The 13,081-nt window shown below is 72.3% G+C and carries 11 protein-coding genes and 1 pseudogene; 2 read left to right on the plus strand and 10 right to left on the minus strand.

The window, feature by feature from the left end; translation table 11 throughout:
• Positions 1 to 2: 2 nt before the first annotated feature.
• The 6 genes and pseudogenes from MB828_RS32325 to MB828_RS32350 all read right to left on the minus strand — a co-directional run bounded on the left by MB828_RS32325 (position 3) and on the right by MB828_RS32350 (position 7,571).
• A complete protein-coding gene (locus MB828_RS32325) occupies positions 3 to 1,430 on the minus strand; it encodes an alkaline phosphatase family protein (protein WP_301651275.1) in 1,428 nt (475 codons plus the stop codon).
• 122 nt (positions 1,431 to 1,552) lie between these two features.
• Positions 1,553 to 2,908, minus strand: coding sequence for an RICIN domain-containing protein (locus MB828_RS32330; protein ID WP_430381462.1), 1,356 nt, complete (start codon positions 2,906 to 2,908; stop codon positions 1,553 to 1,555).
• 196 nt (positions 2,909 to 3,104) lie between these two features.
• A complete protein-coding gene (locus MB828_RS32335; protein ID WP_301651277.1) occupies positions 3,105 to 4,073 on the minus strand; it encodes a PfkB family carbohydrate kinase in 969 nt (322 codons plus the stop codon).
• Positions 4,036 to 5,544 (minus strand): annotated as a pseudogene (locus MB828_RS32340) (purine-cytosine permease family protein); the annotation flags it as partial. The pseudogene MB828_RS32340 and the gene MB828_RS32335, both read right to left, overlap by 38 nt.
• 318 nt (positions 5,545 to 5,862) lie before the next feature.
• Entirely contained in the window at positions 5,863 to 6,855 is a 993-nt protein-coding gene (locus tag MB828_RS32345) for an ADP-ribosylglycohydrolase family protein (RefSeq protein WP_301651278.1), read from the minus strand.
• Positions 6,852 to 7,571, minus strand: a complete 720-nt coding sequence (locus MB828_RS32350; protein ID WP_133024102.1) for a GntR family transcriptional regulator — start codon at positions 7,569 to 7,571, stop codon at positions 6,852 to 6,854. Before MB828_RS32350 ends, MB828_RS32345 begins: the two co-directional genes overlap by 4 nt.
• A 144-nt stretch (positions 7,572 to 7,715) precedes the next feature.
• Between MB828_RS32350 and MB828_RS32355 the strand changes: the two genes are divergently transcribed.
• Together MB828_RS32355 and MB828_RS32360 are read left to right on the plus strand one after the other, a co-directional pair.
• Positions 7,716 to 7,922, plus strand: coding sequence for a DUF2180 family protein (locus tag MB828_RS32355; protein ID WP_301651279.1), 207 nt, complete (start codon positions 7,716 to 7,718; stop codon positions 7,920 to 7,922).
• A gap of 79 nt (positions 7,923 to 8,001) precedes the next feature.
• The gene (locus MB828_RS32360) at positions 8,002 to 8,424 is read left to right on the plus strand and encodes a Fur family transcriptional regulator (protein WP_133024104.1); all 423 of its coding nucleotides are present in this window, start codon (positions 8,002 to 8,004) and stop codon (positions 8,422 to 8,424) included.
• 36 nt (positions 8,425 to 8,460) lie between these two features.
• Here MB828_RS32360 and MB828_RS32365 read toward each other — a convergent pair whose 3' ends face one another.
• From MB828_RS32365 to MB828_RS32380, 4 genes are all read right to left on the minus strand, one after another.
• Complete coding sequence (locus tag MB828_RS32365) at positions 8,461 to 9,978, minus strand: catalase (protein WP_301651280.1); 1,518 nt, start codon at positions 9,976 to 9,978, stop codon at positions 8,461 to 8,463.
• 230 nt (positions 9,979 to 10,208) lie between these two features.
• Positions 10,209 to 10,763 carry an NADPH-dependent FMN reductase gene (gene ssuE / locus MB828_RS32370; protein ID WP_301651281.1) on the minus strand — a complete coding sequence of 185 codons (555 nt, stop codon included), beginning with the start codon at positions 10,761 to 10,763 and terminating at the stop codon, positions 10,209 to 10,211.
• A gap of 83 nt (positions 10,764 to 10,846) precedes the next feature.
• The gene (locus MB828_RS32375; protein ID WP_301651282.1) at positions 10,847 to 11,683 is read right to left on the minus strand and encodes an alpha/beta hydrolase; all 837 of its coding nucleotides are present in this window, start codon (positions 11,681 to 11,683) and stop codon (positions 10,847 to 10,849) included.
• A gap of 30 nt (positions 11,684 to 11,713) precedes the next feature.
• Positions 11,714 to 13,057 (minus strand): LLM class flavin-dependent oxidoreductase, encoded by a 1,344-nt coding sequence (locus MB828_RS32380; protein ID WP_301651283.1) that lies wholly within the window; start codon positions 13,055 to 13,057, stop codon positions 11,714 to 11,716.
• Positions 13,058 to 13,081: the final 24 nt, after the last annotated feature.

Below are 13,081 nucleotides of genomic sequence, written 5' to 3' on the forward strand. Positions count from 1 at the left end.
GATCAGGTGTGCGGGCGGTGACCCTCTTCCTGACGCGGGCAGGTCTGGTCGGCCTGGGGGAGGGTGGGCCTGGGGAGGGTGGCCACCTCTTCCTGCGCCCTCGCCAGCTGCTCGGCGGTGTCGTGGGGCAGGCGCGGCGGGCGCGGGCGGGCGTCACGGAACCGGAAGGCGGTGGTGAGGTCGCCGAACGTGGCGCGGCGCCACTGGCTGACGTTGGGTTCCTCGACACCGGTGAGGCGTTCGAGGAACCGCAGGGCGGAGGTGTGGTCGAAGGCCTCGGAGGCGACCCAGCCGCCCACGGTCCAGGGGGACACGATGATCGCGGGGACCCGGAACCCGCCGCCGATCGGCAGGCCCTGGATGAACTCGTCGGGTGTGCCGGCGGGCGGGGTGGGCGGCGGCACATGGTCGAACAGGCCGTCGTTCTCGTCGTAGTTGAGGATGAACGCGGTCTTGCGCCACACCTTCGGGTTGGCGGCGATCGCCTCGATCTTGGCGGCGACGAAGGCGGCCCCGGCGGCGGGCAGGTAGTCCGGGTGCTCCGACTGGTGGCTGGTCGGCATGATCCAGCTGACCGTCGGCAGGCGGTCGTTGCGGGCGTCGTCCTCGAAGGCGCCCTCGGGCCGCGGGCGGACCCCGCGCTCGTACAGGTCGCTGCCGGGCGGGGCGTCCCTGAACGTGGCGAACTGCTCCAGCACGTTGCAGCTGTAGTCGTCCTCCTGCCGGTAGACCTGCCAGCTGACGCCGGCGGTCCCCAGCCGCTCGGCATAGGTGGTCCACCGGTACGGCGTGCGCGCGACGTTGCCGGTGATGGGGCCGCCCCGGGTGCCGCCCGGATCGATGCTCCCGGTCATCCACATCAGCCGGTTGGGCCAGGTGGGCCCCAGGACGGAGCAGAAGTAGTGGTCGCAGACGGTGAACGTCTCCGCGAGGGCGAACTGGAAGGGGATGTCCTCGCGGGTGTAATAGCCCATCACATAAGGGCCGTTGGCGCCGTCGGCCGTGCGGTGGGCCGGCAGCCACCGGTCCATCCTGCCGTTGTTCCAGGCCTGGTGCTGCACGGACCAGGCGTGGCTGGTGGAGGGGATCGCCTGGGCGCTCGACCGGTGGGTGTCGAGGTGGAACGGCAGCAGGTAGCCCCTCGGGTTGCCGGCGTCGGGCTGGTGGAAGACGGAGCGCCCGTCATCCAGCGTCAGCGCGTGCGGGTCGGCGAAGCCGCGGACACCCGCGAGCGTGCCGAAGTAGTGGTCGAAAGACCGGTTCTCCTGCATCAGCATGACGACGTGTTCGATGTCGTGCAGGGAGCCGCCGCGCGGGGGTCCGGCGGCGACCGCCTTCCGGACGCTGGGCGGGAGCAGGGAGAGGGCCGCGGCGCCGCCGAGCACGCCGGCGGCGGAACCGAGGAGTCTGCGGCGGGTCGACTCGGCCATGGTGGCCCCTTTCCGGGGGTCGCCGGGGGAGAGAACCTCTGCGGAGGCGGCGGCCCGCCCGTGCGGACGGGCCGCCGTTCACTGTGGTTCCCGGACGGCCCCGAGGGCTCCGCCGGGTGCGGTCACTGGCCCGGCGCGAGTATGTAGGTGTTGAGGGTGCCCACGGTGGTGAGCGGGGTGGGGGAGCCGGTGTCGTAGCGGTCCACGGCCAGGTAGTTGGGCTTCTTGCGGGCGGCGGGCGTGCAGAAGCTCTGGGCGCGGTTGAGGAGTTTGCCGTTGTCCGTGGCGGCGGTGGAGGCGATCGGGTAGTCCCGGAAGTGGTTCATCACGAACAGCGGGTGGAAGGCGGACGAGTCGGTCGTGAGCGGTCTGCCGGTGCCCCAGCGGCTGTAGCAGGACCAGTCGGAGTCACCGATTCCGCCGCCCATGGACCAGTAGTTCTCCACGGTCCATTCGCGCTGGTACATGACGCCGAAGGTGTCACGCGTCGCCCAGCCGTTCGCGGTGTCACTTGCCCGGGTGCGGTCACTGAAGATCAGGAGCTGCTTGCCCCGGGCGGCGAGATCGGCCATCGTGGGCCAGCCCTTGGCGGCCACCCCCTCCTGGTCCGGCCGGTACAGCACGTCGGAGAGGCCGCTGACGGACGCGAGGGACGACTTCAGCACGTCGGAGGAGGCGTAGTCCTCCAGGAAGACCGTGGCGAACTGGCCGGGCCGGGCCTTCAGGAAGTCCACGATGCGCTGGAGGTCGGTGGCGAGCGGTACGGGGCCGCTGACGCCGTCGCAGCTGTTGTGACAGAGGACGGCCTGGCCGGAGACCGTGTAGTCGTCGAGCATGAAACCGCGTACACCGTCGCTCAGTTGCCGGCTGATGCCGTAGTTCTGGTTGGGGAACAGACTGACGGGGAACGAGGCGAAGTTCCCGTCGGAGCCGTTGGCGAAGGCGTTGTGCGCGGTCAGGAAGGTGACCTGGTCGAGGGTGCGGGTGTCGGCGGAGGGTATCGCCGTGGTCGCGTAGGAGACCGGCGTGAGGTACCAGCGGGCGAGGTCGCCCGCCGGGCCGAGCTGTACGGCGCCGGTGTCCACGGCGGAACCGGTGAGGTACTGGGAGGTGCCGGGGACCGTGACGGAGTAGGTGCCGTCGGCACCGGCGGTGACGGTCCAGGTGGTGCCGTCGGCGCCGCAGGCGGCGGTCACCGCGGCGGTGCCGCCGCGCCCCAGGCAGGTGCCGGACTCGTCGGCGTTCCGCAGCTGGTAGCCGCCGTCGACCGCGACCGGCGTCCACTGCTGATGGTCCTCGTTCCCCTTGGGGTTGTGGGCGACGACGGTGCCGCCGCTGTCGGCCGCGTCGAGGCCGGTGACGTAGTTCTGGAGGTAGACCGAGGAGGCCGGCACCGCCGCCGACGCGGTGCCCGGCAGCAGGACGGGCGCCGACAGGGCGAGCACGGTGGAACAGCACAGGACGCGCAGGGGGCGCAGACGCACGGGAATTCCCTTCACTCTGGCAGGGCACGGAGTGCCATCGCTGTCAGAGGCATGAGATACCCGTTGGTAGGTGTGTCGCGCCAGTCGTTCGGGCTGAATTCCCGTTCCGCCAGGGATATGTGACGACCCGTCACCTGAGTGGGTCAAGGGCGGGGCGCGCGGGGCGGTCACGGACGGCCCCGCGGCCGGCTCAGCCGTTCCCGGTGCCCGAGAGCCGCTCGGCCAGCGGGTCACCGGCCAGGAAGGCGGCGAGCTCCGTCCTGCCGGGTGCCGTGGCCGGCCCGCGACGGGTCACGGCGCAGGCCGCCGCCGCGTTGGCGCCCCGGGCGGCCGTCAGCGGGTCGAACCCCTGCCCGAGCAGGGCGAGGAACGCACCGACATGGGCGTCCCCCGCACCGTTGCTGTCCACCGCCGTGACCGGGAACCCCGGTACGTGCACGGGCGGCCTGCCGGGCGCGGCGAGCCAGCAGCCGTCCTTGTCGGCCCGGACGAGCACACCCGCACCGGGGGCCAGGAGCCGTACCAGGGCCGCCGCCGCGCCACGGGGATCCTCGTGGCCGGTCATGAGGCGGGCCTCGCGGGCGTTGGCGCTGAGCCAGTCGGTACGGGCGAGGACGGGCGCGAGCACGCTCTCGGGGATGTCGGCGACCAGCGGCCCCGGATCGAGGCAGAGGGTGGCGCCGGCGGGCAGCGCGGCGGTGAGTCCGGAGAGCAGCGGGCCGTTGCCGGGCAGGACGAGGCCGTACCCGGAGAGCTGGACGAGGTCCCCGGGACGCAGTCGCGCCGCGATCGCGGCCACGTCCGCCGGGGCGAGCGTGGCCTCCGCCCCGAAGCTGGTCACGAAGGTGCGTTCACCACCGGCGTCGACCAGGGCCACCGTGAATCCGGTGTCCAGGTCCGTGCGGGCGGGCAGCAGGGTCCCGATGTCCTCGGCGGCCAGCGCCGCGCGGACGAGGTCGCCGTGGGGTCCGGTGCCGTGCAGGCCGGCGTAGACGGCCTCGGTGCCCAGCCGGCGGGCCGCCACCAGGGTGTTGAAGCCGCCGCCCGCGGTCGTCTCGGTACGGGTGCCGAGGACGTCGCCGCCCCGCTCGGGCAGCGCGGGGACCTCGATCACCAGATCGGCGAGCACGTTCCCGGCGAGCACCACCCGGCCGGTCATCGGCCGGCTCCCTGGAGACGGGCGGCGGCGGGTCCGGCGCCGTCCCTGCCGCCGTGTCACCGCGGCCGAACAGGGCGTACACCGCGGCGCCGACCGCCATCGCGACGGCCCAGCCGAGGCCGTTGACACCGAGCCAGGTGTCGGCGAGCGGACCGGCGAACCAGACGTCGCTCGCGCTGGTGGCGGCCTTGGTGAAGAGCAGCCCGGCCACGATGGCGAGCGCCCAGCCGGCGACCGCGGGCAGCCGCAGCCCGCCCGTGTACCAGTAGGCGCTGGTGCGGGTGGTGTCCATGAGGGCGCCGGGGTCGTAGACGCGGCCGCGCAGCGAGTCCACGGCGACCACCCCGATCCACGCGGAGACGGGAACGGCCAGCAGGGTCAGGAAGGTCGAGAACGGCCCGTAGAAGTCGTCGGCGATCAGCATGAAGTAGACGCCGCCCGCGAACATCACCACGACGTCCAGGGCGACGGCGTACGCGCGCGGCACCCGCAGGCCGAGGGTGATCATCGTCAGTCCCGCGGAGTACGTGGAGAGGTGGTTCGACATCAGCAGCCCGCCGAACGCCGCGACGAGGTAGGGGACCGCCATCCAGGTCGGCAGCATCGCGTTGATCGCCGCGACCGGGTCGGAGGCGGTGGCCAGCGTCCGGTCGCCGGCCGAGAGCAGCGAGCCGAGCGAGATCAGCAGGACGAGCGGGATGCCCGCGCCGAACGCCGAGGCCAGCACGAGCCGCCGGCCCGGGATCGTACGGGGCAGGTAACGGGCGTAGTCCGCACCCGCGTTGGCCCAGCCGATGCCCGTGCCGGAAGCGATGAAGCCCACCCCGGCGACCACCGCGCTGACCGGCCCGGCCGGTGCGTCGAGCACGTCGGACCAGTCGACGGTCGAGATCAGGAAGCCCATGACGACCAGGTTCAGCAGCCCGAACACGACCGTGGCCCACTTGTTGATCCACATGATGGTGGCGTGCCCGAGGCCGCTGATCAGCAGCGTGCAGGCGATGAAGACCAGCAGGCAGACGAGGGTGAGCACGGTGTTGCGCCGGATGCCGAACGCCGTGTCGAGCAGGGCGAGGAGCGCGTACGCCGCGGTGGTCGTGGAGATGGTCTCCCAGCCGACCCGGCTCAGCCAGGTGATCAGCGTCGGACCCGCGTTGCCGCGCTGGCCGAAGACCGCGCGGGACAGGGTGAGCGCGGGGGCGCCGCCCTTCTTGCCCGCCAGGCTGAGGGCGCCCACCAGTGCGAAGGACCCGAAGGAGCCGAGCACGGCGACGAGCACCGACTGCCAGATGTCCAGGCCGCGGAAGGCCACCAGGGTGGCGCCGAGCGGCAGTCCGAGGATGCTGATGTTCGCGGCGAACCAGGTCCAGAACATCTGGCCGGCGTGGCCGTGGCGTTCACCGTCGGGGACCGGTTCGATCCCCCGGGTCTCGATGGCACCGACGCGATCGTTCGTCTTCGAAACGGCCATGACGGGACCTCCTTGCAGGGTGCGTGAGGGTGGGCCGGGGCAGGGCGACGGGCGGGGAGCCCCGCCCCGCCCCGGTTGACGGGTGGCACAGCGGTGAGTCTGGTGACGGGTGGTGCACCGCTGGGCAGGGGAGCTTCGCGGGTTCTGCGGTGGGGCGGGGGCCAGGTGGCTTGTGCGGTGGGCCGGGTGCCGGGCGCCGGGTGCCGGGTGCCGGCCGCCGGGCGCCGGGTGGCTTGGGCGGTGGGGCGGGTGCCGAATTGGTTCTGCGGTGGGGGTGGCGGCCGGGAGGCTCGTGCGGTGGGGTGGCGGTCTGGTGGGTCAGCGGTGGGTGAGGAGGCGGGTCGTCAGCGGCTCCAGGTCGAGGGCGTTGACGGTCCGCAGGGTGCGGACGGCGTCGGCGGGCAGCGCGCGGAGCCCGGCGACCGAGCCCGCGACGGCGCCGGCGATCGCGCCGATGGTGTCGCTGTCACCGCCGAGGTTGGCGGCGAGCAGCGCGGCCCGCCAGGGATCGCCGTCCGCCAGGGCGAGCACCGCGAACGCGGCCGGCACCGACTCCTGGCTCGCCACGCTGGTGCCGACCAGCGACACGACCCGGTCCAGCGCCTCCGCCTCCGGGAGGCCGCGCACCAGTTCCCGGGCCCATTCGATGCGGGCGGCGATGTCGGCCCCGGCGACCCAGTGCCCGCGCCGCCCCCCGGCACGGGCCGCGGTCACCGCGGCGGTGACGGCCGCGTCGAGCGAGCCGCCGTCGACTCCCGTGCTGACCGCGGCAGCCACCGCGGCCGCCCCGGCGATGCCGACGGTCGTGTCATGGGTGACCTGGCAGGACTCCACGACCCGGTCGACGAAGGTGTCGAGCGGATCGGCGGCGAAGGCGATCCCCACCGGGGTGACCCGCATCGCGGCGCCGTTCGTGGTGCCGTTGCGGCCCGCCTCGCGCGGGGGGACACCGCGGGCCACCGCGTCCAGCGCGGCCTTGGTGGACGGGCCGAGCAGGTCGAAGGACCCCTTGGCCTTCATCTCCTTCTCCCAGTCGAGGAGTTCGTGGGCCAGGCGCAGCGGGTCGATCCGGCCGTCGCCCTCGTCGATGAGCCGGGCGACGATGACGGCCTGCTCGGTGTCGTCGGTGACCGACCCGGCGGGCATGCCGGCGCTGACCGGGTTGTCGGGGCGGGCCGGTTCGAAGCCGGTGAGGGTGCCGTAGACCCGGACGACGTCCTGCCGGGACATCACCTGCGTGGGCATGCCGAGGGCGTCGCCCAGGGCGAGTCCGTAGAAGGCGCCCAGGGCGCGGTCGAGCCGGCCGGTCACGAGCGGCCTCCGTTGCCCGAGCGGACGTGCAGTTCGAAGCGGGCGGGGTCGAGCAGGCTCCCCACCTGCTCGATCACCGAGCCGTCGGCGGCCCGGTACACCTGGTCCAGCCGGAGGAAGGACTCGCCGGGGGAGCGGTGCAGCACGGCGGCCTCGTCCGCGGTGAGCCCGCGTACCGAGACGACGCCTTCGCCGGCGTCGGTGACCCGGCCCGCCGCGATCAGCGTCCGGCTGAGCGAGCCGCCGTCGAGCCCGCGCTCCGGCAGCCCGGCGAGGGAACCGGTGACCGGAACCCTGCTGCGCTCCAGCGACACGCCCTGCCCGTCGGGCAGCCGCCTGACCCGGTCCAGGGCGATGAACGCGGCCGGCGCGAGGCCGAGCCGGGCGGCCAGTTCCGGGTCCTCGACCTCCTCGAAGCGGAGGATCTCGGTGGTCAGTTCGGTGCCCTGCTCGGCCAGGGCCCTGGTCCAGCCCAGACGGTTGTCGAGCGGCGCCCCGTCGAAGGTGACGAAGGAGCCGATGCCCGCGTGGGTGGCGATGAGGCCCTCTTCGCCGAGGACCTGGAGGGCCTGCCGCAATGTGGTGCGGCTGACGCCGAACCGTTCCCTCAGCGCGTGCTCCCCGGGGAGCCGGCTGCCGTCGGCATGGACCCCGGCCCTGATCTCGTCGGCGAGGACGCGGGCGATGCGATGGTGTTTGTGTACCTGTCCAGGCATGTCTAGACAGTAGGTGAACAAGTGCGCCCGGTCCAGGGGTCGGCCTAGAGTTGACTCTGTCAAAACTAGCGGGTTATGTTCGAGTCACCGAAAGCCGCAAACCCCACCTCGCCAGACAGGTGGGCCATCTCATCGGGAAGCACCATGCACTGTTACGACTGCGCCCAAGAGGGGCGGAACGAGAACACCGGGATCGGCGCCTGCACGCGCTGCGGACTGTTCACCTGCGCCGATCACTCACGGATCGTGCACACCACCGTCCAGCGCCCGATCGGGGTCATCCCGATGACGAGCGCCCGCCCCGCCCGGCGCCTGGTCTGCGGCTCCTGCCGTACGGCGGACGCCGCCTAGGCGGACCCCCGCTCCAGAACTGACCGAGTCAACTCTCGGCGGTATCGTGGGCGCGGTGGCATGAAGGAGAGAAACGGCCATGGACCAGCTCGCGGGCGACCTGCTCAAGCGCAAGGGACTGCGCAGTACGGCCCAGCGCAGGGCCGTACTGACCGCGCTCCAGGGCCATCCGCACTCCACGGCGGCGGATCTCGAGGCCCGCGTCGGCGCGGCCGGCGGCCTCTCCAGGCAGGGTCTGTACAACGTGCTGGACGACCTCACCAAGGCCGAACTGGTGCGCTGCATCGAACCCGCCGGCTCGCCCACCCGCTACGAACTGCGCGTCGGCGACAACCACCACCACCTCGTCTGCCGCCGCTGCGGCCGGATCGAGGACGTCGACTGCGGCGTGGGCGCGGCACCCTGTCTGACCCCCGGAACCGACAAGGGGTTCGCGGTCGACGAGGCCGAGATCACCTGGTGGGGCCTGTGCGCGGGATGCCAGGAGGGCGCCCCCGCCTGAACCGGCCGGCGGGGGCGCGCACACGTCTCGCGATCGTCAGGCCTTGTCCTGCATGCTGCGCCGCGCGGGACTGCCCTGTTCGGCCGCCTTCGGGTCGCGTTCGTCGGCCTTGGCCCGCACGCCCTGCTCGATACGGTCGCCGACGGTCTTGTCGATGTTCTTCCAGTAGGAGAACGCCCGTTGCAGCACGGGCTCCGTCACGCCGTTGAGGAGATGCCCCACGACGTTGTCGACCAGACGGTCACGGGCTGCGTCGTCCAGCACCTCGCGCACCATCGTGCCGGGCTGTCCCCAGTCGTCGTCCTCGGGGTGGCTGACGTAGGCCGCCCGGACGATCTCGCCGTCGGCCTCCCAGCTCGGCGGGGTGTACCGGGCCGAGTCCGCCGCCGGGCCGCCCTTGGAGTTGGGGGCGTACACCGGATCGGTGGTCTTCCGGTACGCCATCGCCCCGTCCTTGGAGTAGGAGTGGACGTCGGCGATCGGGGCGTTCACCGGAAGCTGCTGGTAGTTGCCGCCGATCCGGTAGCGGTGCGCGTCCGCGTACGAGAACAGCCGGGCGAGCAGCATCCGGTCCGGGCTCGGCCCGATGCCGGGCACGAGGTTGTTCGGCTGGAAGGCGGCCTGCTCGATCTCGGCGTGGTTGTCGGTCGGGTTGCGGTCGAGGGTCATCCGGCCGACCGGGATGAGCGGGTAGTCGCCGTGCGGCCACACCTTGGTGAGGTCGAACGGGTTGAAGCGGTAGCCCGCCGCCTCCGCGTACGGCATGACCTGCACGTACAGGGTCCAGCTCGGGAAGTCGCCGTCCCGGATGTGCTCGAACAGGTCCCTCGTGTGGTAGTCCGTGTCGACCGCGGCCATCTGGTCGCCCTCGTGCTGGGTGAAGAACTCGATGCCCTGGTCGGTCTTGAAGTGGTACTTCACCCAGAACCGCTCGCCGGCCGCGTTGATCCACATGTACGTGTGGGAGGTGTAGCCGTTCATGTGGCGCCAGGAGCGCGGGATGCCCCGGTCGCCCATCAGCCAGGTGACCTGGTGGGCGGACTCCGGTGAGAGGGTCCAGAAGTCCCACTGCATGTCGTGGTCGCGCAGGTTGTTGTCCGCGCGGCGCTTCTGGGACCGGATGAAGTGCTGGAACTTCATCGGGTCCTTGACGAAGAACACCGGCGTGTTGTTGCCGACCATGTCGTAGTTGCCCTCGCTGGTGTAGAACTTCACCGCGAAGCCGCGCGGGTCGCGCCAGGTGTCCGGGCTGCCGCGCTCACCGGCCACGGTCGAGAAGCGCACCACCAGGTCGGTGCGGGTGCCCGGCTGGAACAGCGCCGCCCTCGTGTAGGCGCTGACGTCATGGGTCACCTCGAAACGGCCGAAGGCGCCGCTGCCCTTGGCGTGCGGTTGGCGCTCGGGGATCCGCTCCCGGTTGAACTGCGCCATCTGCTCGATCAGGTAGGCGTCCTGGAGCAGGATCGGTCCTCCGGGCCCCAGCGTCAGCGAGTGCTCGTCGCTCTCCGCGGGAGCGCCGGAGTCGGTGGTGGTGAAGGGCGGTTTCTCGGTCATGAATCTGCCTTTCTCCGCACGCGCGCTGGGCAGTGCTCGGGTCGCTCGGGTCCGGGGCCTCGGGGCCCCGACGGACCGGGTGACCGCGGGCGCCCGCGGCAAACGCGCGCGGGCCCGACGGCCGGGAACGGACGCGGGTCACCGGGGGACGCGTCCGCCCATGCCCTCCAGCCTGCGGCCGCCCGGCCGGGGCTGCCACTCAGGGAGGTGCCCGGCCGGCGGGGCCCGGCTCAGGCGGTGGCGGCGAGGGTGCCGACCCGTCCGCCGAGGACCGCCGAGAACTGGTCCGTGACCTGCTCCAGCGCCCCGGCCGCGGCGGGCGCCACCACCGGTACGCCGTCCTCACGGGCGATGTCCCGGTCAAGGGTGAACCAGCCCGGCACGATGTGCGCGGCGCCCATGGACGTGAGGACGGGCCGCAGGGCGTAGTCGATCGCCAGCACGTGGGCCGTGCTGCCCCCGGTCGCCAGCGGCAGCACGGTCTTGCCGCTCAGCGCGTACTGCGGAAGCACGTCGAGCAGGGATTTGAGCAGACCCGAGTAGGCGGCCTTGTAGACCGGAGTACCGACGACCACGCCGTCCGCCCGGGCGAACAGGTCGGCGACGGCGGTGATCGCCGGGTGCCGGAGGTCGGCACCGAGCAATGCCTCGGCGGGCAGGCTGCGCACGTCCAGCGGGGTCACCTCGTGGCCCTGGCGCCGGAGCCGGTCGTCCAGGTGGCGCAGCAGCCTGGTGGTGCGGGACGTCGGGGAGGGACTTCCGGAGACGGACAGGACGGCAGCCATGCGAGGACCTTCCGGGAACGTGAAGCGAAGGGACGAAGGATGCGGGGGGATGAACGAAGACGGGGGAAGCGGCGGGCCCGTCGTCACCAGGCGCTGGACCGCACACTGATCAGGGGGCGCAGCTCGTTGCGCAGCGCCTCCAGGAACGAGACCACCTCGGCCGCCACCGACCGGTGCTGGAGGTCGTTGAGCACGTCGTGATGCGCGCCGTGGACGACCGAGAAACGGGCCAGCGGCAGCGACTTGGCCAGCCGCTCCAGTGCGTCCTGGTCGGCCAGCGGATCGGCGTCACCGGCGAGCAGGAGAACCGGCAGCGCGGTGTCCGCCTCGTGCCCCGCGTTCAGCAGCGCCTCGGGCAGCGGCTCGTCGAGCGAACCCCGCCGCACCCCCGGATCGTCGGTCAGCGTGCCGCGGTGCGCGGGGCAGGAGGTCCGTACGTCCAGCTCGGCGTCCCAGCTGCCGCCCGCCGCCGCGGGCCGGTCCGGAAGCCCGGCCAGGACCAGGGCATCGGCCCGTACCGGCTCCTGGGCGCCGGCCCGGCCGAGCACCGCGAGCACGGCGGCGGCACCCGAGTCGGCGCCGACGACGATCACGGGTCGTACGACGCCGTCCTCGCCGGCGGTGCCCTCGATCGCGTCGGCGAGGCGGGCCGCCGTACCGGTGGCGACGGCGTCCCGGGTCCCGGGGCCGGCCGGCGGCGCGTCGACGACCCGCACCCGGTAGGCGTCGGCCGCCAGTCGCCTGCCGAACCGGGCGTAGGTGGCACGGGTCTCGCCGCGTCCGGGCACCACGACGACGGTGCCGCGCACGCGCAGCTGCTCGGGCCCGAAGTGGTCGGTGTACGCGGTGTCCTGCGACCCGGTTTCCGGGTTGTCGCTGTCCGGGTTGTCGTGGTCCGGGTGGTCGGTGTCCTGGGTCATGTCACTCTCCTGCGGTGGGTACGGGCGGCCTCAGCCGGTCACGATGGGGCGCGCGAGGCTGTGGCGGTTGGCGGGGACCGGCAGCCCGAGGTTGCCGCGCAGGGTGTCGGCCGCGTACTCGGTACGGAACAGGCCGCGCTTCTGCAGCAGCGGGACCACCCCGTCGACGAACAGCGCCAGTTCCTCCTCGGTGCGGAAGGCCAGGTTGATGCCGTCGAAGGTGCCGGCGTCGAACCAGCGCTCGATCGTGTCGGCCACCGTCCGCGGGTCGCCGACGAACGGTGACTGCCGGAACTCGCTCACCAGGTTCGCCACTTGACGTAGTGTCAGGTTTTCGTCGCGGGCCCGCTCGATCAGCTTCGCCGCTCCGGTGCGGCCGCCCTTCTCGGCGAGGTGGGCCACGTCCGGGAACGGGCCGTCCAGGTCGTGCGCGCTGAAGTCGTAGGCGCCGAAGGAGCGGCCGAGCAGTGCCAGGTTCCGGTCGAAGTCGTTGTCCTCCTCGAAGATCTCCCGCTCCCGGCGCCGCGCCGCCTCGTCGGTCGCCGCGACCACCGGGCCGCCATGGATGAAGATCTTGATGTGGTCGGGGTCGCGGCCGTAGGCGGCGGTGCGCTTCTTGATGTCGGCGTAGTAGTCCCGGGCCTGCTCCAGGGTGCCGCCGGGCGCGTAGATGCCCTCGGCGACCCGGGCGGCGAGGTCGCGGCCCTCCTCCGACACCCCGGCCTGGAAGATCACCGGCTGGCCCTGCGCGGAACGGGACAGGTTCAGCGGCCCGGCGACCCTGAAGTGCTCGCCCTCGTGGTTGAGTTCGTGCAGCCTGGTCGGGTCGAGGAAGACGTTCCGCTCGACGTCGGCGGGGAAGGCGTCGTCCTCGTAGGAGTCCCAGAGCCCCCGGGCGACCTGCACGAACTCCAGGGCGCGGCCGTAGCGCGTGGTGTAGTCGAGGTGTTCGTCCAGGCCGAAGTTGCGGGAGGTGCCGGTGTCGAAGCTGGTCACCACGTTCCAGCCGGCCCGGCCGCGGCTGATGTGGTCCAGCGACGCGAAGCGGCGGGCCAGGTTGAACGGCGAGTTGTACGTCGAACTCGCGGTGCCGACCAGGCCGATGTGCCGGGTGTGGGTGGCCACCGCCGACAACAGGGTCAGCGGCTCCAGGCGGTTCAGGTAGTGCGCCGGGTAGGTGGCGTTGATGAACTGGCTGTCGACGATGAACAAGGCGTCGAACAGGGCGTGTTCGGCGGTCTGGGCGAGCCGGATGTAGTAGTCGATGTCGATGCTCGCGTTCTTCGCGACCCGGGGGTCCTTCCACAGGCCGTGCTGGCCGGGACCGCCGACGCCGTAGGGGTGGAGCGCGAGATGGATGGTGCGGGAGGACATGGCTGTTCCTGTCTGTAGGCAGGG

The organism is Streptomyces arenae (assembly GCF_022343545.1).
Classification (GTDB): Bacteria; Actinomycetota; Actinomycetes; order Streptomycetales; family Streptomycetaceae; genus Streptomyces; species Streptomyces humi.

Bases quoted from the DNA above. Each gene is read 5' to 3' on its own strand.
- MB828_RS32325 (WP_301651275.1), bottom strand. From the start codon at position 1,430: ATGGCCGAGTCGACCCGCCGCAGACTCCTCGGTTCCGCCGCCGGCGTG.
- MB828_RS32335 (WP_301651277.1), bottom strand. From the start codon at position 4,073: ATGACCGGCCGGGTGGTGCTCGCCGGGAACGTGCTCGCCGATCTGGTG.
- MB828_RS32350 (WP_133024102.1), bottom strand. From the start codon at position 7,571: ATGCCTGGACAGGTACACAAACACCATCGCATCGCCCGCGTCCTCGCC.
- MB828_RS32355 (WP_301651279.1), top strand. From the start codon at position 7,716: ATGCACTGTTACGACTGCGCCCAAGAGGGGCGGAACGAGAACACCGGG.
- MB828_RS32360 (WP_133024104.1), top strand. From the start codon at position 8,002: ATGGACCAGCTCGCGGGCGACCTGCTCAAGCGCAAGGGACTGCGCAGT.
- MB828_RS32365 (WP_301651280.1), bottom strand. From the start codon at position 9,978: ATGACCGAGAAACCGCCCTTCACCACCACCGACTCCGGCGCTCCCGCG.
- ssuE (WP_301651281.1), bottom strand. From the start codon at position 10,763: ATGGCTGCCGTCCTGTCCGTCTCCGGAAGTCCCTCCCCGACGTCCCGC.
- MB828_RS32375 (WP_301651282.1), bottom strand. From the start codon at position 11,683: ATGACCCAGGACACCGACCACCCGGACCACGACAACCCGGACAGCGAC.
- MB828_RS32380 (WP_301651283.1), bottom strand. From the start codon at position 13,057: ATGTCCTCCCGCACCATCCATCTCGCGCTCCACCCCTACGGCGTCGGC.